Origin of the sequence: Xanthomonas campestris pv. campestris str. ATCC 33913, assembly GCF_000007145.1 — a bacterium.
GTDB classification, from domain to species: Bacteria; Pseudomonadota; Gammaproteobacteria; order Xanthomonadales; family Xanthomonadaceae; genus Xanthomonas; species Xanthomonas campestris.
Genome location: NC_003902.1, coordinates 3,348,804 through 3,367,056, shown reverse-complemented (window position 1 = coordinate 3,367,056; position 18,253 = coordinate 3,348,804). Strand labels below are relative to the sequence as shown.

Genomic DNA, 18,253 nt, shown 5'->3' with positions numbered 1-18,253 from the left:
TGCAGATGCGGAAACATGCCAGCTGGGTGCTGGCGGCGGTGCTGCTGCTGATGGGCGCCAGTGCGCTGGCGGCAGAGCAGATCGAAACACCACGCATGCGCCGGTTCGGTCCGGGCGATGGCTTGCCCTCGCGCATGGTGCTGGCTTTGGCACAGGACCGGCAGGGGTATGTCTGGGCCGCGACCAGCGATGGGCTGGCGCGCTATGACGGCATCGGCTTGCAGGTGTGGCAGCACGACCCACTGAGCGCGCGCTCGATCCCCGGCAACGAAGTGGAAACGCTGTTGGTCGATGACCGCGACAGGGTTTGGCTGGGCATCAATGGCTCGCCGCTGGCCATGTTCGATGCCGAGCGCGAGGGCTTTGTCAGCTTTCCCGCCGTCAGCAACGCCTGCGCCGGTCAGGTATGGGCGCTGGCACAGGCGCAGGGCGCACTCTGGATCGGAACCAGCAACGGTGGCCTGTGCCGGCGCGAAGAAGATGGCCGGCTCACGGTGTTCCGTGCCACGCCCGATGCGCCGGACGGGCTGCCCAGCGACACCATCATGAGCATGCTGACCGACGCACGCGGCCGGTTGTGGATCGGCACCGGCAGCGGGCTGGTGATGCGCGATGGCGAGCGTTTCGTGCGCATTGCACCCGAGCGCCTGAGTGCCACGGTCTTCAAGCTCAGCAAGGATCCGGATGGCACGTTGTGGGTGGGCAGCAGCAAGGGCCAGTACCGGGTCACGCCCGCTGGCGTGCTGGAGCCTGCGCCGTGGAAGGGCGCGGAGAACGTGCGCGCCGGGACCGTGGTGCACGACGTCCACGGGGGCTACTGGGTCGCTGCCGCCGATGGGTTCTTTCGCGTGGCCCCCGGAGAGACCGCGTTGCGGGTCATGGACGGTGACCGTGGCAGCGGGTTTCTCACCGCAGAAAGTGGCGTGCTTGATCTGCTGCAGGATCGCCAGGGCGGGCTGTGGCTGGGGCTGATTTCACAGGGCCTGGCGTATCTGCCGCCGGACTGGCAACGCTTTTCCACCATCTTGCAGACCCAGGGCAAACCGCTGGAAAGCCTGTACCTGGTCAATGCCGCTGCCGATGGCGACAGCTTTCTGGTGACAACCGGCGACGGGGTGTATCGGCTTGGTGCGCAGGGTGACGTGGTGCCGGTGGTGCACAGCGCGGCGCTGGGCGGGGACACCGTGCAATCGGTCTTGCCCAACGCCGACGGTAGCCTGTGGATTGCGCTGCGGGATGACGTCACCCACTACGTCCCTGCGACTGGCAAAAAGCGCCGGCTTGGGCTGCAAGTTGACCAGGACAAGAGCCAGCGACCGGAGTTGATGGCGCGCGGGATCGATGGCGAGTTCTGGCTGTCGATTGTGGGAGGTGGCGTGCAACGGCGTGCCGCAGACGGGCGCCTGCTGGCGGAGTTCCGCTTCGGGACCGATCTCAGCGAACCCGGCGGCATGGTGCAGCAGCTCACCATCCGGCCAGACGGCTCGGCCTGGGTAGCGGCTGGCGATGACCCGTGGGTCTGGCAGGGCGAGCGCTTCCGCCGGGTGATCGACGATGCCGAGCACGAGGTCTATGCACTGGCATTCGTGTCGCCACGCGAGTTCTGGACCGGGCGCCCCGGGGCGCTGGAGCGATATGGCTGGGATGGCCACAAGGCCACGCTGCTTGAGCGCGTGGGCCATGCGCAGGGGATGCCGGCCACCGAGATCCGTGGCCTGGCGCTAGGGGGCACTGACACGGTGTGGGCCACCACCTCGCGTGGCTTGTTCGCCTACCGACGCGGCCAACCGCAGGTGCGCATGTTCGGTCAACGCGACGGCCTGCCGGACAGCGAATTTTCGATGCGTCCGCCAGTGACCGGCCCCAGCGGGCAGGTGTTGGCGCTGACCACCAGCGGCATCGTGTTGTTCGATCCCACGCGGCCGTTCGCCCCGGTGCCGCAGGCGCAGTTGGTGATCCAGTCGGTACAGGTACGCCGCAACGATGCCGAACGCCCGCAGCAGGTGCCACACAAGCGGCCGATCGTGCTGCAGGCCCGTGACCGCGACCTGCGCATCAGCGCACGGCTGCTGTCGTTCGTGGATCCGGGACTTGCCCGTTATCGCTATCGCGTGGACGGCTACGACGAGCGTTGGGTGGAGCAGGGCGCAACCGGCGAGCGTGTCATCTCGCGGTTGCCGCCGGGCGACTACCAGGTGCAGGTACAGGCACGCGCAGGCACCGGCGACTGGGTCGCTGCGCCAGCGCTGACGCTGCAGGTGCAGCCACCGTGGTGGATGAGTCCGGCGGCGCAGATGGTCGCAGTGGCGGTGTGCCTGTTGTTGTTCGGCCTGGGTGTGTGGGCGTGGCGGCGGCGGGTGCGGCGTCAGCAGGAATGGGTGCTGGCGCGGCAGCGTCAGCAGCTTGCCGAGCAGGCATCGATTGCCAAGTCGAACTTCCTGGCAACGCTGGGGCATGAAGTGCGCACGCCCATGACCGGCGTGCTGGGCATGAGCGAGTTGCTGCTGGCCACGCCGCTGGACGCAAAACAGCGCGGCCATGTCGATGCGATCCGCAAGGCGGGTGCGCATCTGCTGCGGCTGGTCAACGACGCGCTCGATCTGGCGCGCATCGAGGCCGGCAAGCTGGAACTGGTGCAACAGCCGTTCGAACCGTCGCAGCTGACCCAGGAACTGGCCGATTTCATGCATCCCATCGTTGAGGCACGCGGCCTGCGCTTTCACTATCGAAATCAGCTGCCCGCCGCGCTGGTGGTGGTGGGCGATGCCACGCGCGTGCGCCAGATCCTGATCAACCTGCTGGGTAATGCGATCAAGTTCGCCGAGCGCGGCGAGGTGGGGCTCACCGTCAGCCAGCATGGCGACTGCCTGCGTTTCAAGGTGCGCGATTCCGGGCCGGGCATCGGGCCGGAGCAACAAAAACGCCTATTCCAGCGCTTCGAACAGGGCGAGGGCGCGCGCACCAATGCGCGCTATGGGGGCAGCGGATTGGGGCTGGCCATTTCGCAGGAACTCACCGTGGCGATGAAGGGCAAGATTCGCGTGCGCAGCCGGCTCGGGGTCGGCACCCAGTTCACCGTGGATCTGCCGTTGCCGATCGACCGCTCGCCCTTGCGTCCGGTCGCCGGCGAGGCGCGTATACCAGCCGGCGCACCGCTGCGCATCCTGCTGGTGGAAGACGACCCCACTGTTGCCGAGGTGATCAGCGGCCTGTTGGCCGGGCGCGGCCATCGGGTGGTGCATGCCGCACACGGTTTGGCGGCCTTGTCCGAAGCGGTCGACGGCGAGTTCGATGTGGCGCTGCTGGACCTGGATCTGCCCGGGCTGGATGGCTTTGCGCTGGCGGCGCAACTGCGTCGGCTCGGGCACGCATTCCCACTGCTGGCGGTGACCGCACGCGCCGATGGCGACGCACAAACCCAGGCACAGGCCGCCGGATTCGATGGGTTCCTGCGCAAGCCGGTCACTGCCGACATGCTGGTCGAGGCGATCGCCGCCGTGCAGGCTGTGGCACGCGAGCGTGACCGGGCAACGCCGCTGCTTGGGTGACTTGGCGACGTCGGTCAATGGCGATCTTCTACTGGCGAGCGGATGCGAAACCCGGCGCAGCGCTGTTCAACGCCGCGCCAAGCGGGCGTGCAGCGCTTCGATTCGCCCAGCAATGCATGGCGCCGATCGCGCCTGGCAGTAGTTGATCCTGAGTAGTGGTAGAGCTGCGACCCGCCCCGGCCTGATGTGATGCGCCCCGCGTCGGTAACTACATGCGCGCTGCTCGGCCGTGGGCTGCCACACGCTGCCGGCCTGATCCGGGCAAGCCGGTTGACGCTAACGCAACGCTATGCGTTTGCAACTACAGATGCCTCGCTGCTGGTGCTGCTCTGCAGATACTCCAAGCATGCAGCCGATGGCTCACCGAAGCAGTGCAGCGCGCAACCCGTCGCGGATTGCCAGCGTGAACGCTTGAGGTTGCTCGCGCTTGCCGGCGCAGCGCGTGGCAAGCACTATGCGGCGACTTGTCGTGAAACGTGTCCAGTGCGCCTTTTTCCGTCTGTTCTCCATTGGGTTGTCGCCTTGTTGCTGCTGGGCCTGTGCGTGACCGTGTCACCGGCACTGGCCACGCGTGCGCCGGTGATGCCGGTGCCCAATCAGGTCACGGTTGCAGACGGGTTGCCATCGGACGTCATTGGTGAACTGGCCGAAGACAAGCAGGGCTACCTATGGCTGGCCAGCGACGACGGGCTGGCCCGCTTCGATGGGCGTAATTACCGCATCTGGCGGATGGAAGAGGGGCTGACCGGTAACGCGATCTGGACCATCTGCGTCGATCAGGACAACCGGGTCTGGATGGGCTTTGAAAATGGCGGTGCCGGGTTTCTCGAAGCCAAGACACGCACTTTCAAGCCCCTGGAGAATGCGCAGTTCCCCGAATTGCGCCAGATCACGGTGTGGTCGCTGGCGCAGACCCCGAACGGCGACATCTGGCTCGGCACTGCAGCGAACGGGCTGTATCGCCGCCGCCCCGATGGCAGCATGCAGCAGTTCTTGAACGTGCCCGGCGACTCGGCCAGCCTGCCCGCCGACGCGGTGAACGCACTCCGCGTGGCGCCCAACGGGACGCTGTGGATTGCAACGCCGGGCGGGCTGGTGCGCTGGGACGGCAAGCAGTTCACGCGTGTGGCGCTGCCGGGAAGCAGTCAGACGGTGGGCCGGCTGCGTCTGGAGCGCGATGGCAATACGTTGTGGGTGACCGATGGAGCAGGCGAGCTGTTTCGCCTGGATGCCGAGGGGCGTTTCAGTCCCCATCCGTGGCAAAACATGCCCGCGAACCAGCGTGTCTACAACGTCTTGTTGCGCGATCGTCGTGGGCGCTATTGGCTCGATACCAACGCCGGCATGGCGCTGTCTGAGACCGGCACCGACGTGGTCCGCGTGCCGATCTACAGTTTCACTGCCCACAGTTTGGTAAATCGCAACTGGATCGACTCCTACGAAGATCGGGAAGGCGGGCTGTGGTTTGCCGCGCTGGAAGGTGGCCTGTGGCACCTGCTGCCGCATTGGGACACTTTTGCGGTGTTGGCGCATCGCCCCAAGGAGCCTCACTCGCTGGCCAATACGTCCGTTCTGGCGACTGTCGCCTCGGCCTCGGGCGGGGTGTGGCTGGTCGGCAGCAAAGGTGTGCTGGAACGGCTCGACCCTGCCACCGGCCGTTTGCAGACGCATCTGGAGCACATCGACCCGCTGCATCCGCCCGACTCGGTCTTCGAGGACACACGTGGGGTGGTCTGGATTGGCGTCGAAGGCACGCTGGTGCGCTACGACCCGCGGACCCGGCAGGTCAAACGGTTGCCCATCCGTGCAGATGTGGCACCTGATGCCGAGGGGGCCGCCGATCGCCCCCTGTGGATGGCAGAGGATGGGCAGGGGCAGCTGTGGGTGTCGGTGCTCGAATACGGCCTGCAGCTGCGCGATGCACAGGGCAGCCTGGTGCGGACCATCGTCAACGGCACGCATGGGCTGGAGCCGCTGACCATCTTGGACATCGGCACCGGCCCGGACGGCCAGGTCTGGCTGTCCAATAACGCCGGTCTGCGGCGCTGGGACCCGCGTGCGGATCGGTTTGTGCCGGTTCCCGGTGCGCCGTCCCAGGCCACCTATGTGTTTCGGTTCGCCGAAGGCGGCGTGGTCTGGCTGGGAGTGGTCGGCGAAATACGCCGGTATCTGTGGGACGGCACCCAGCTCAAGCTGCTGGACACCATTGGCAAGGACCAGGAATTCCCGATGGTGGCGCCCAACGGGTTGGTGGTCCATGCCGGTGGGGTGGCCTGGGTGTCGAGCCAGCGTGGGCTGATCCGGATCGACCCCGGCAGCAAATTGGTGCGCGTGTACGGTGTGCACGACGGGCTGCCTAATCCGCTGATGATCAACCGGACACTGGTGCAGGCCACTGGCGGGCAGATTGTCGGTGCGGCGCCGGATGGGGTGGTGGTGTTCGATCCCACCGCGATGCATCCCAATACCCGCAGGCCACCACTGCTCATCGAGCGCGTTGGCGTACGGCGTGGCGAGCGTGGTCTCGACATCACCGGGCAGGAGCCGCTCACCATTCTTGACGACGACCGCGACCTGCACATCGTTGCGCGCATGCCCACCTTTACGCATCCGGATTCGTCCAGTTACCGCTTCCGCCTCAGTGGCTACGACCCGGACTGGATCGATGTCGGCCCCAGCGGCGAGCGCCTGTTCTCGCGCCTGCCACCGGGCGACTACACGCTGGAAGTGCAGGGCCGCACTGCCGACGGCATCTGGTCGGCCAGCCAGACGCTGACCTTCCAGGTGCTGCCGCCGTGGTGGCGTAGTCCGTGGGGACTGGTGCTGCTCACCCTGCTGGCGTTGTGTGTCGTGGTGGCGGTGGTGCTGCTGTATCGGCGCCGCCTGCGCCGCCTCAACGCCTGGCAGCTGGCCGTGCACAAGCAGGAGCTGGCCGAGCAGGCGTCGCTGGCCAAGACACGCTTCCTGGCTACGCTCGGCCATGAGGTCCGCACGCCGATGACCGGTGTGCTGGGCATGAGCGAGCTGTTGCTGAAGACCCAGCTGGACCACAAGCAGCGCAGCTATACCGAATCGATCCGGCGCGCCGGCTCGCATCTGCTGCGGCTGGTCAACGATGCGCTGGATCTGGCGCGCATCGAGTCCGGTCGTCTGGAGCTGGATCTGCAGCCGTTCTCGGTGCGCCAGCTGGTGGCCGAAGTGGAAGCGCTGATGGCGCCGCTGGCGCAGGAGCGCGGGCTGCGTTTCAGCCTGGAAGTCGGCTTGCTTGGCGACATCACCGCCAGCGGTGACCCTACCCGTATTCGCCAGATCCTGCTCAACCTGCTCAGCAACGCGATCAAGTTCACCGAGCGCGGCGTGGTCGGGCTCAAGCTCAGCACGCTTGGTTCCTACCAGGGGCTGCGCTTCGAGGTGGCCGATACCGGGCCGGGCATCAATGCCGACCAGAAGGCGCGCCTGTTCCAGCGCTTCGAGCAGGGCGATGGCGCCAAGACCACCTCGCGCTACGGCGGCAGCGGCCTGGGCCTGGCCATCTGCCAGGAGTTGGCGATGGCGATGGGCGGGCATATCGAAGTGATCAGCCGCCTGGGCGCAGGTACGCGCTTTGTCGTCGACCTGCCGCTGCGCTGGGTTGCCTCCAATGCCGTGCTGGCCGGCGAGGTGGCACGCGACAGCGCAAACGTGGCGCCCTTGCGCATCCTGCTGGTGGAAGACGAACCCACCATCGCCGAGGTCATCGTGGGCCTGCTGCGCGCGCAAGGGCACTCGGTGGTGCACGCACCGCACGGGTTGGCCGCACTCACCGAGGCCGCGGATAACGCATTCGACCTGGCACTGCTGGATCTGGATCTGCCCGGGCTGGACGGGTTCGCACTGGCGCGGCAGTTGCGCGTCTTTGGCTATGACATGCCGCTGATCGCGGTGACCGCGCGCTCCGACGAAGCCGCCGAACCCACCGCGCAGCAGGCAGGCTTCGACAGTTTCCTGCGCAAGCCACTTACCGGCGACATGCTGGCCGATACGATTGCCGAGGCGTTACGGCGAGTGCGTCCGCGCGAGGAGTTGTAGCGCGGGCTTGGTGGGCAATGCAGAGATTGCCGTCGGCTCCGCAGGGCATGCCGTGCATGAGAAAAGCGGCAGCGACGTTCGCTTGTCCAAGTGCTGAAGCAGCATGCCTCCTGCATCCGTTGCCGGGGCGTCTCGGTTGGGAAGCATGCCTTCTGTGCATTAGGTGGTGAGGCGCTAGTGCACGTGTCCGCGATGCCGCGCGCATCAGAACGCGGCAGCGTGACTGATAGCCGGCGTCGTGATGACGGTATGGCAAACGCGCCGAAATTGTGGGCGCCCACTGCAGTCACATAACTGCCGTAACGCAGCACCGCACGCGCATGCCGCGACAGCAATCAACCGCCATCAGCGCGCCGCCACCCGCATCACCCAAGCCCGCTCACTCGGCAACTTCTTCCACTTGCTTGGGATGCGGCAGCGTTTCGGCCAGCTGCCAGAAGATCAGCGTCGACGACAAGGTGATCGCGCCGACGCACAGGAAGGTGGCGTGCAACGCCGCAGTAGCGCCGTGGCTGTCGCCAAGATGCGTGTTGAACGCCGCCAGCAAGCTGCCTGCCGCCGCCGCGCCAAACCCGGTGGCCAGCATCATCACCATCGACAACAGGCTGTTGCCGGGGCTGGCTTGGTCGCGATCCAGGTCGCGCAAGGTCACCGTGTTCATGACGGTAAATTGCAGCGAGTTCACTGCGCCGAAGCAGGCCAGCTGCAGCACCCGTAGCCATAGCGGCTGGCCCGCACTGATCAGCGCGAAGCTGGCCATCGCCAGGCCCACCAGCACGGTGTTGAGCATCAGGATGCGGCGGTAGCCGAAGCGGCCGACCAGCTTCACCGCAGCGCGCTTGGCGGCCATGCCGGCCAGTGCCACCGGCACCATCATCAGCCCGGCATTCATCGGGCTCATGCCCAGGCCCACCTGCAGCAGCAGCGGGATCAGGAACGGCATCGAGCCGCTGCCCACGCGCGCGAACAGATTGCCCAGAATGCCGATGCGGTAACTGGCCACCTTGAACAACGCCAAGGGGAACAGCGCCGCCGGTGCACTGGCCGCATGCAGCCAATAGCCGGCCAGTGCGGCCAGCCCGCCGATCGCCAGCAACATCACGAACGCATGCCGCAGGCCGAGCTCGGCAATGCCGTCCAACGCCAGCGAGAGCGCCACCATGCCGAACGCCAGCATCAGATAGCCGACCAGATCGAAGCGCTTGCGTGCGTCGCCGTAATGGTCCGGCATGATCTTCAGTGCGGCGATGAATCCGATCACGCCGATCGGCAGATTGATCAGAAACACCCAATGCCAGGAGGCGATCTCCACCAGCCAGCCGCCCAGCGTCGGCCCGATCAGCGGCCCGATCAGCGCCGGGATCGCGATGAAGCTCATCGCCCGCAGGAAGTCGGCGCGCGCCACGGTCTTGAGCACCGCCAGCCGGCCGACCGGCAGCAACATCGCACCGCCAATGCCTTGCACCACGCGTGCGGCCACCAGCTGCGGCAACTGCTGCGCGGCGGCGCACAGCAACGAGCCCAGCGTGAACACGATGATCGCGGCGAGGAAGGTCCGGCGCGTGCCGAAACGGTCGGCGATCCATCCCGAGGCCGGGATGAACATCGCCACCGCCAACGCATAGCTGAAGACCACCGACTGCATCTGCAGCGGGCTCTCGCGCAAGCTGCGCGCCATCGACGGCAGCGCCGTATTGACGATGGTCGCATCCAGCATCTGCATGAAGATGGCCAGCGACACCAGCCACAACAGCGGCTTGATGGTGGCATAGGCGCGCATGACGGGAACGGGCTGAGACATGGGGGCTCCGTCGAGAGGACGGGGCATTATCTCCGCCGCGCTGTGCAGGAACTCAGAAGGGTGTGCGCATTTGCGGGGCTTTATCGAGCGATGGGTTGGTTGTGCTCTCGACTGCGCCGCACCGGGGCCGGTGTTCGGTGTCTATCTCCCTGTCTGGTGGGCCCAGCGGTTGCGCAAGGCTGCATTGATCGTCGACTTGATTTGCCGCCGATCGCGCAGTGCCGTGCGGTAGCAAACTTTTTGGCGTCTGCGTCGTTGCCTTATGCGCTCAACGGTTGCGCAGGGCTTCATTGATCGGCGTCTTGGTTGTGCCGTCCATCGCGGCGGGCAGTCCAGGTGTTCGGCGTCTGCGCCTCAAGCTTGCGTGCTCAATGGTTATGCGGAGCGTGAGCAATCGATGAGTGGGTGGTGCTGTCGATCGCGTGGTGCCGCGCCGACGTTCGGCGTTTGCCAGTGTCTTGGTGTTCCCAACGGTCGTGCGGGGCTGCATCGATTGATGGCTTGGTTGTGCTGTTGAACGCTGCACCGAGGCCAAGCGTTCGGCGTTTACGCCGGTGCTCTTTGCGCCCAGCCGTGTCCACGATGGATCTGTTGCAAGCCGCGCACGCCTTTCTGCAGGCGCGACCGCACACTGGGATCACCCGTTTCGATCAAGGCTTGACCCCGGTACCCGCAGTGGCATTGTCGGGGCCCGATACCAACCAGTTGGCACGCCTGGCGGCCCTGGTAGCACACGCGTGCGGCTGGCGCTGGATTGCGGCTGGGATGGCAAACGCAGGGCGGCACGTTCGCCGCCAGCTTGGCGCATGTCAGAAGGCTTGCTTGAGCACCACGTCCACGAGGTCGATGGGTTAGCGCGTGCCTTGTCAGTCGCTGTCGCATCGCGCGGACAGCATCCCATCGCACGACATCGGTCGTCACCATGAGCCAGACCGACATCGTGCACGATCGACAGCAGTGGCTGTCGATCGCTTGCTACTTCACCGCTTGCTCAGCGTCTGCACCGCTTCCACCAGCACGCCAACGTGATCCGGATTCATGTCCGGCGACATGCCGTGGCCGAGGTTGAAGACGTGGCCTTCGCGCGAGCCGCCGTTGCCGTACGCGTAGCTGTCCAGGGTCTTGCCGACTTCGCTGCGGATTGCGTCGGGCGAGCCGTACAGCGTGGCCGGGTCCAGGTTGCCTTGCAGGGCGACACGGCCGCCGGCGCGTTCAGCGGCGTCGGCCAGCGAGATCGTCCAGTCCACGCCCACCGCTTCGGCACCGCTGGCGGCCAGCTCGGACACATAGGCGCCATTGCCCTTGCCGAACAGCACCAGCGGGGTGCGCTCTTCGCCGCTGCCGCGCTCCAGTTCCTGGGCGATGCGGGTGAGGTAGGGCAACGAGAATTCGCGGTACATCGCCGGCGACAACACGCCGCCCCAGGTATCGAACACCTGCAGCGCCTGCGCACCGGCCGCGCGCTGTGCGGACAGGTAGGCGATCACCGCATCGGTGACGGTGCTGAGCAGGTGGTGCAGCAGCTGCGGCGCGTTGAAGGCCATGGCCTTGATGCGCGCATATTCCTTGCTGCCGCCGCCTTCGATCATGTAGCAGGCCAGCGTCCACGGGCTGCCGGAGAAGCCGATCAGCGGTACCGCGCCATCCAGCTCGCGGCGGATCAAGCGCACCGCGTCCATCACGTAGCGCAGCTCGGTTTCCATGTCCGGCACGCCGAGGCGATGGATGGCGTCGGCGTCGCGCACCGGGTGGCGGAACTTGGGGCCTTCGCCTTCGACGAAATACAGCTCCAGCCCCATCGCATCGGGGATGGTCAGGATGTCGGAGAACAGGATCGCCGCATCCAGCGGAAAGCGTTCCAGCGGTTGCAGGGTGACTTCGCAGGCGATGTCCGGGTTCTTGGCCATGCCCAGGAAACTGCCGGCGCGCGCGCGGGTGGCGCGGTATTCCGGCAAATAGCGGCCTGCCTGGCGCATCAGCCAGACGGGGGTGCGGTCCACGGGCTGGCGGCGCAGGGCACGCAACAGACGGTCGTTCTTGAGCATGGAGGTGATTCCTCAGCGCGGCGCGTCGGCGCCGCCGGTGATGACATGGAAGCCGCGTTTGAGTTGGGTGTCGCGGGCCTTTTCGAAGGCCCGGTCCGCCTCGTCCTGCAGCAGGTATTGGTCGCGTCGCAGTTGCGTGCGCCCGCCAATCTGGCCGCTCTCGCGCAGCAGTTCCCAGCCACCGAACAGATCCGGTTGCAGGGTCAGCTGGACGTAGCGAAGCGGCTCGTTGCCGCCCGGATCGTGTTGCAGGAGGATGCGCATGGGCCAATTGTAGCCGGGCGCTGCTGAAGGCTGCGTTGGCTGGGTGCGGGGCGATTGCCGTGATCGCGAAGGCCTTGCGTGTGGGGGCGGCGGGCGGCTGGCAGGGGCGGCTGGCGGATGAGCGGCGGGTTGTCAGCTACAAGGGCAGAGGACGGCGCCGCGTAATGGCAGTGCCTTTGCGAGCGCGTGCAGTGAACGCGCAGCGTCTTGTTGAGTTGCCTGGCGGGCCGGGCAGGGCATGACCCATCAGATCGATGGTGCTCTGTAGGAAGCGCTTGCGCGCGAGGGGCGTTACCGGGAAGGCCCCATCGCGCGCAAGCCTCCTACAAAGACGGGATATCGGCGCTGCGATTGGTTGGCGGTGTGGACCAGGACTGTGGGAGGACCGCCAAGCCAGAGATGTGGCATGACCGATCAGGTCGAGGGTGGCCCGCAGGAGGCTTGCGCGCGAGGGCGTTATCGGGGAAGGCCCCCATCGCGCGCAAGCGCGCTCCTACGAGTTCCGGGTATCGGCGATGCGATTGCGTGGTGATGCCTGCAGATGTGTGGTGGTCTGCGTTGCAGTCGGCGAGCAGATTAGGTGCCTGGGCAACGTGGTCGATCAGGGCGATGGCTGCGCGTAGGAGCGCGCTTGCGCGCGATGGGCGTTACCGGGAACGGGAAGGCGTCGCGTGCGATGGGCGTCACCGGGAAGGCGTCTCGCGCGCAAGCGCGCTCCTACGAGGGCGGGCATGTCGACGCGGCCGCTTGCGGGCGTAACGCGGCACCCAGCATTCCGCGCCGGCCACACGTGACCACCGCAGCGGGCGCTCCACGCCAGCCGCACCGGGCCCGCGCCCGACCTCACCTGACCAGCGCCAAACCTCAGTCGGCTAGCGCAAACGTCAGCCGGCGAGCACAAACCTCAGTCGGCCAGAATCTCCAGCACCGCAGCTTCGTCCACGTCGGGGACGACTTCGGCCTTGCCGATCCCGCGCCACAGCACCAGGCGCAGGCGGCCGGCGATGTTTTTCTTGTCCAGCCGCATGCGGCCGAGCAGGGCTTCCGGTGCCAGGCCGGTCGGGATCTGGGTGGGCAGGCCGAATTCATGCAGCAGGGTGCGCAGTGCCTCGGTGTCCTGGGCGTCGGCCATGCCCAGTGCGGCCGAGAGCCGCGCTGCCAGCACCATGCCCACTGCCACCGCTTCGCCATGGTTGAGGTTGTCGTTACCCGGCGCGCCGTAGCCCTGTTCTGTCTCGATGGCGTGGCCGAAGGTGTGGCCCAGGTTGAGCAGGGCGCGCTCGCCTTTTTCCAGCGGGTCGCGCGCCACGATGTCGGCCTTGTGCTCGCAACTGCGTGCAATCGCCTGCGCCAGCGCGGCCGGGTCGCCGTCCAGCAGCGCGCGGCGTTCGGCATGCAGCCACTGGAAGAACAACGGGTCGCCGATGGCGCCGTACTTGATTACCTCCGCCAGGCCAGCGCGCAGCTCGCGCGTGGGCAGGGTGCGCAAGGTGTCGGTATCGGCAATCACCGCGCGTGGCGGGTGGAATGCCCCCACCAGGTTCTTGCCCTGCGGGATGTCCACCGCGGTCTTGCCACCGACCGAGGAATCCACCATCGCCAGCAGGCTGGTGGGCAGTTGCACGCAATCCACCCCGCGCATCCAGCAGGCGGCAGCAAAGCCGGCCAGATCGCCGACCACGCCACCGCCGAGCGCGAACACGCAGGCATCGCGGGTGGCGCCCAGTTCGGCCAGTGCGGTGATCGCCAGGGAGAAGTTGTCCAGGGTTTTGGAGGCTTCGCCGGCGGCGATGACCAGTTCGCCAAGCTGCAGGTCCGGCCGCGCCTGCAACAGTGCAGCGCGCACGCCGGCGGCATAGTGCGGCGCCACCTGGGTGTCGCTGAGCAGCAGCACGTGGCGGCCGCGTACGTGGCGGGCCAGGCGCGCGCCGTCGGCCAGCAGGCCCGGCGCAATGGAGATGGTGTACGGCTGCGCGCCGTCGACTTCGACGCTGCGCAAGGAGGGGGGAAGAGTCATGCAGGGGTACTCGACATGCGCCATTGCGCGGCCAGGCGCAGCACCAGCTGCGCGGTGGCCTCGGCGGGGGAAAGGTGATCGGTTTCCAGGGTGAGGTCGGCCACTTCCTGGTACAGCGGGGTGCGCAGCGCGGCCATGCCGTGCAGCACCTGTTCGCGGTCCGGGCGCTGCAGCAGCGGGCGATTGCGGTCGCGCGCCAGCCGGGTGAGCTGGGCCGGCACGCTCACATGCAGGTACACCACGAAGCCGCGCTCGCGGATGCGCTGGCGATTGCCCGCATCCAGGATCGCGCCGCCGCCGGTGGAGACCAGTTTGTTGCTCTGCGCGAGCAGGCCGTGCAGGGCCTCGGCTTCGTGCTGGCGAAAGCGCGCTTCGCCGTGCTGTTCGAAGATCGCGGGGATGCTGCTGCCGACCTGCTCGACGATGGCCTGGTCCACATCCACGAAATCCAGCCCGAAGCGCTCGGCCAGGCGGCGGCCGATGCAGCTTTTACCGGCGCCCATCGGGCCGATCATCACGAGATTGGGAGCGGGGTTCATGCGCCCGGATCGTAACATTGGCATTGCGGCCCAGGGCCGCGTGCGCCATGCGTGATCCTCCCGGCGGCGTGGGCTGTCGCTGCAGATCCTGCGCTGCCGGCCTTGGCCGCAGCCGCCACTGCGACACCAGGGCCATAGGCGCAGCGGCGGCGATGCGCCCACAATAGGCGTCTGTTTCGCTTCCCTTGCCTGCCATGACCGATCTGTACGCAGAAGCCCTCGCCACCTTCGCCACGCTGTATGCCGAGGCGCAGAACAGTGCCGAAATCGAGGCCAGCGCCATGACCGTGGCCACCGCCAACCTGGACGGCCGGCCAAGCGCGCGCACGGTGTTGCTGAAGGCGTTCGATGCACGCGGGTTCGTCTTCTACACGCATCTGGACAGCGCCAAGGGCCGCGACCTGCAGACCCACCCGCAGGCGGCGCTGCTGTTCCTGTGGCGCAGCCTGCGCGAGGCCGGCATCCAGGTGCGGATCGAAGGCGGCGTGCAACTGGTGAGCGCCGACGAATCGGACGCCTATTTTGCCTCGCGGCCGCGCATGAGCCAGATCGGTGCCTGGGCGTCGCTGCAATCGCAGACGCTGGGCTCGCGCGAGGAGTTCGAGGCGGCCATTGCCAAGGTCGAAGCCACCTTCGACGGCCGCGACGTGCCGCGCCCGGATGGCTGGGGCGGATTCCGCGTGGTGCCGCAGGCATTCGAGTTCTGGTACGGCGCCAAATTCCGCCTGCACGAGCGCTGGCGCTACGAGGCGGACGCGGCCAGCCACTGGAGCAAGCGGATGCTGTATCCGTAAGGCCACGGCCCTGCCGGGCCGCAGCGCCGGCCGTGCTTGATGGCAGCGAAGTGGCCCTGAATGCCCCCTGCCTGACGGCCGTTCTGCTGTTCACCAAGTCTCTGTAGTATGTCCGCCCATTGCTTGACCGTTGCGGCCTCACCGCCGCCGCACTCCGCCGCCGAATGACCAAAGGACAGGACATCCCATGACGCAGTACACCACTGTTGAACTGCACGGCCTGCTGGCCGAGCGCTACCGCGACCAGCCGATCGAGGTCGAACTGATCGACGGGCTGGAGCCGGCCATCAACCTCACCCTGGCCGATCACGGCGACATGCAGATCCAGGTGGCCGCGTCCGGTTCGCAGGTGTTCGTGTCCACGCTGCTGGCCAACGCCGACCAGGTCAGCGACCGCGCCGCGTTCAACGACGCGTGCCTGCGGCTTAACCCGCTCAATCCGCTCTCCAATCTCGGTCTGGTGCAGGTCGACGGCAAGGACGCCTACGTGGTGTTCGGCGAATTGTCGGCCTCCTCGACGCTCGACCAGATCGACGAGGAAATCCAGACCCTGGCGGCCAATACGCTGGATGCCGCCGAATCCCTCAAGCCGTTCTTTTCCTAAAGGCGTGTTGTCATGAGTATCTTTTCCAAGCTGATCACGCTGCTGCGTGGCACCGCACACGAAACCGGCCAGAAGGCCGTGGACGCCAACGCCCTGCGCATCCTGGACCAGGAAATGCGCGATGCCGGCGCCCAGCTCACGCGTTCGCGCGAAGAGCTCACCAAGCTGATGGCGCAGAGCAAGCTGGCGCAGCAGAAGATCGACGCGCGCGCCGGCAAGATGGCCGAGTACACGCGCTATATCGAAGGCGCGCTGGCCAAGAACGATGAAGCGCTGGCGCACGATGTGGCGGTCAAGCTGGCGGCGCTGGAAAGCGAGGACGCCGGCGACAAGGCCTCCAAGACCGCGCTGGATCAGTCGGTGGTGACGCTCAAGGCCACCATCCAGAAAACCGAAAACCAGCTGCGCGGCATGCGCCAGCAGATCGACACCGTCAAGGCCACCGATGCGGTGCAGAAAGCGCAGGCCGCGATTGCCGCGCGGCATTCCGGTGCGAGCAGCAAGATGGGGTCGGCACTGGAATCGCTGGAGCGCATCAAGGCGCGCCAGGCCGAAACCTCCGCACGCATCGAATCGGCTGAGGAGCTCGAATCGTCCACCGGCGATGGCGATCTGAATCGGCGTCTGGCCGCGGCCGGCCTGATGGAAGGCGAGTCCAACGCCGCTGCGGTGCTGGCGCGCTTCAAGAAGCCGGCCGCTCAGCTCGGGCACGACACCGCCAGCGGCACCGCGCCGTTGATCGGCCAGGTCCGCGACGTGCAGCAGGTTCCGCGCAGCGACAGCTGACCGCACCCCACGGCACAGGACGCGCCATGATCATCGTCGGACGGCTGTACCGGGTCTTGCGGCGCCACGTGCGCCGCGTGAGCTGGGGCATGGTGGCGCTGGCCCTGCTGGCGCACATGGGGTTGAGCTGGGTGCTGTTCGTCCTGGCCGGTGAGCACAAGCTCGTCGGCCTGGACGCGTTTCCGTATTACTACATGACCACTGCCACCACCATCGGCTACGGCGATCTGTCGCCGGGCTCGGTGGCCGGGCGCTATATCGCCGCGTTCGTGCTGATGCCGGGCGCGGTGGCGCTGTTCGCCACGGTGCTGGCCAAGACCAGCGCGGTGCTCATCACCTTCTGGAGGCGCCACCACATGGGCAAGATGGCCTACGCGCAGTTGAGCGGGCACACCATCCTGATCGGCTGGCAAGGCGCGGCCTCGGCACGCTTGCTGGAGTTGTTGTTGTCCGACACCGCCACCGACGACGAAGGCGTGGTGCTGGTGGCCGAGGGCGTGGCCGAAAACCCGATGCCCGACCACATGCGTTTCGTGGCTGCCGAGTCGTACACCCACACCGATGTCTACCTGCGTGCGGGCATCGCCGGTGCGGCGCGGGTGATCGTCAATCCGCCGTCCGACGACCAGACCCTGGCTGCGGTCTTCGCACTGATGGCGCATGCGCCGCGCGCGCACATCGTGGCGCATTTCGATTCGGCCAGCGCCGCGCGGCTGGTGGCCTGCCATTACCCGGCGATCGAATGCACGCGCCCGATGACTGCCGAGATCCTGGCCCGCGCCGCGCAGGACCCGGGCAGTGCCGCGATCACCGCCGAGCTGTTGTCGGTGGACGACGGCCCCACGCAGTTCAGCCTGGCCGTGCCGGCACAGCTGGAGGCGCTGGATTACAGCCTGCTGGCGGCTGATTTCAGCCAGCGCGGTGCCTTGTTGCTGGGCCTGCGCGCGCCCGATGGCGCGTTGCGGTTGAACCCGCCCGCACAGACCGCTGTACCGGCCGGTGCCATGCTGTATTACCTGGCCGAGCAGCGCGTGCCTGCGCAATCCATCGCGTGGCAGGCCCTGCGCGCTGCGGCCGTTTCCGCTTCCCCATCGCCACGAGGTGCATGACGATGAGTTTTTTCAGCAAGTTGTTCGGCCAATCCCAGCCGCCACCGCTGCCGACCACCGGCACTGGCGCGATCGGCCATGCGCTGCCGTTGGGGCTGCGCGTGGGTGGCCAGCTCGAGATCGACACCACGCTGTACCGCATGGCGCCCGAGGCGATGACCGCCGAATTGCCGGGCGGGCATCAGGGCATCCCGTGCTATGGCCACGTCAATCTGGGCGATGGCTATGCGCTGCACCGGTTCTATCTGGACGATGACGCGTTTCTGCAGGTCACCACCGTGGGTGGCGATCTGGAGGCGATGAAGGCCTTCGTGTATTGCGAGACGGTGAATCCGCCGAGCAAGCAGGCCTTCCAGGAATTCGTGATGCAGCATCCGCACCTGGGTGCGGCGCAGATCGAGTACGCCGGCAAGCGCTGGGACCGTGCCACCCAATCCACCGACGATGCCGCGCGCATTCCGCCGATTGCCTACGACGAGGTGCTGTACCGCTATCAGCCGCCGCGCCGCGATGGCGATCTGACCCACTACGCGATGCTCTACAGCCGGCCGGTGCCGGAGTTGCAGCGCGAAGAATTCCTGCTGGTCACCGGCGAGGATTCCGGCCCCAACGAATTCTGCGTCACCTACGCGGTCGGCATCGACGTCACCGTCGCCGATCTGGACATCACCTGAGCGC

General features: G+C 66.9%; 12 protein-coding genes and 1 pseudogene. 8 read left to right on the top strand and 5 right to left on the bottom strand.

The window, feature by feature from the left end; translation table 11 throughout:
- Window positions 1-5: 5 nt before the first annotated feature.
- Together XCC_RS14750 and XCC_RS14745 are read left to right on the top strand one after the other, a co-directional pair.
- Window positions 6-3,548 carry a sensor histidine kinase gene (locus tag XCC_RS14750; protein ID WP_012437750.1) on the top strand — a complete coding sequence of 1,181 codons (3,543 nt, stop codon included), beginning with the start codon at window positions 6-8 and terminating at the stop codon, window positions 3,546-3,548.
- A gap of 522 nt (window positions 3,549-4,070) precedes the next feature.
- On the top strand, window positions 4,071-7,616 hold the full coding sequence (locus tag XCC_RS14745) for a hybrid sensor histidine kinase/response regulator (RefSeq protein WP_019237427.1): 3,546 nt from the start codon (window positions 4,071-4,073) through the stop codon (window positions 7,614-7,616).
- A gap of 379 nt (window positions 7,617-7,995) precedes the next feature.
- On the opposite strand, the gene mdtD is transcribed toward XCC_RS14745, so the two are convergent.
- On the bottom strand, window positions 7,996-9,417 hold the full coding sequence (mdtD, locus tag XCC_RS14740; protein ID WP_011037970.1) for a multidrug transporter subunit MdtD: 1,422 nt from the start codon (window positions 9,415-9,417) through the stop codon (window positions 7,996-7,998).
- 624 nt (window positions 9,418-10,041) lie between these two features.
- Between mdtD and XCC_RS22810 the strand changes: the two are divergent.
- Window positions 10,042-10,187 (top strand): annotated as a pseudogene (locus XCC_RS22810) (peptidase M28 family protein); the annotation flags it as partial.
- Between the two features lie 210 nt (window positions 10,188-10,397).
- Here the strand turns inward: XCC_RS22810 and hemE are convergent.
- The 4 genes from hemE to XCC_RS14715 all read right to left on the bottom strand — a co-directional run bounded on the left by hemE (window position 10,398) and on the right by XCC_RS14715 (window position 14,282).
- Window positions 10,398-11,462, bottom strand: a complete 1,065-nt coding sequence (gene hemE / locus XCC_RS14730) for a uroporphyrinogen decarboxylase (protein WP_011037969.1) — start codon at window positions 11,460-11,462, stop codon at window positions 10,398-10,400.
- 12 nt (window positions 11,463-11,474) lie between these two features.
- Window positions 11,475-11,726, bottom strand: a complete 252-nt coding sequence (locus XCC_RS14725) for a WGR domain-containing protein (RefSeq protein WP_011037968.1) — start codon at window positions 11,724-11,726, stop codon at window positions 11,475-11,477.
- A gap of 904 nt (window positions 11,727-12,630) precedes the next feature.
- Complete coding sequence (gene aroB / locus XCC_RS14720) at window positions 12,631-13,743, bottom strand: 3-dehydroquinate synthase (RefSeq protein ID WP_011037967.1); 1,113 nt, start codon at window positions 13,741-13,743, stop codon at window positions 12,631-12,633.
- Complete coding sequence (locus tag XCC_RS14715; RefSeq protein WP_011037966.1) at window positions 13,740-14,282, bottom strand: shikimate kinase; 543 nt, start codon at window positions 14,280-14,282, stop codon at window positions 13,740-13,742. Before XCC_RS14715 ends, aroB begins: the two co-directional genes overlap by 4 nt.
- 194 nt (window positions 14,283-14,476) lie before the next feature.
- Here XCC_RS14715 and pdxH point away from each other — a divergent pair, with 194 nt between their 5' ends.
- The 5 genes from pdxH to XCC_RS14690 all read left to right on the top strand — a co-directional run bounded on the left by pdxH (window position 14,477) and on the right by XCC_RS14690 (window position 18,249).
- The gene (pdxH, locus tag XCC_RS14710) at window positions 14,477-15,076 is read left to right on the top strand and encodes a pyridoxamine 5'-phosphate oxidase (RefSeq protein ID WP_011037965.1); all 600 of its coding nucleotides are present in this window, start codon (window positions 14,477-14,479) and stop codon (window positions 15,074-15,076) included.
- A 187-nt stretch (window positions 15,077-15,263) separates the two neighbouring features.
- Window positions 15,264-15,680 (top strand): YjfI family protein, encoded by a 417-nt coding sequence (locus XCC_RS14705; protein WP_014508507.1) that lies wholly within the window; start codon window positions 15,264-15,266, stop codon window positions 15,678-15,680.
- Between the two features lie 12 nt (window positions 15,681-15,692).
- Window positions 15,693-16,466, top strand: coding sequence for a PspA/IM30 family protein (locus XCC_RS14700; protein ID WP_011037963.1), 774 nt, complete (start codon window positions 15,693-15,695; stop codon window positions 16,464-16,466).
- 26 nt (window positions 16,467-16,492) lie between these two features.
- Window positions 16,493-17,575, top strand: coding sequence for a potassium channel protein (locus XCC_RS14695; protein ID WP_011037962.1), 1,083 nt, complete (start codon window positions 16,493-16,495; stop codon window positions 17,573-17,575).
- Window positions 17,572-18,249 carry a YjfK family protein gene (locus XCC_RS14690; RefSeq protein WP_019237428.1) on the top strand — a complete coding sequence of 226 codons (678 nt, stop codon included), beginning with the start codon at window positions 17,572-17,574 and terminating at the stop codon, window positions 18,247-18,249. The genes XCC_RS14695 and XCC_RS14690 overlap by 4 nt, the downstream gene beginning before the upstream one ends.
- The last annotated feature ends 4 nt before the right edge of the window (window positions 18,250-18,253 follow it).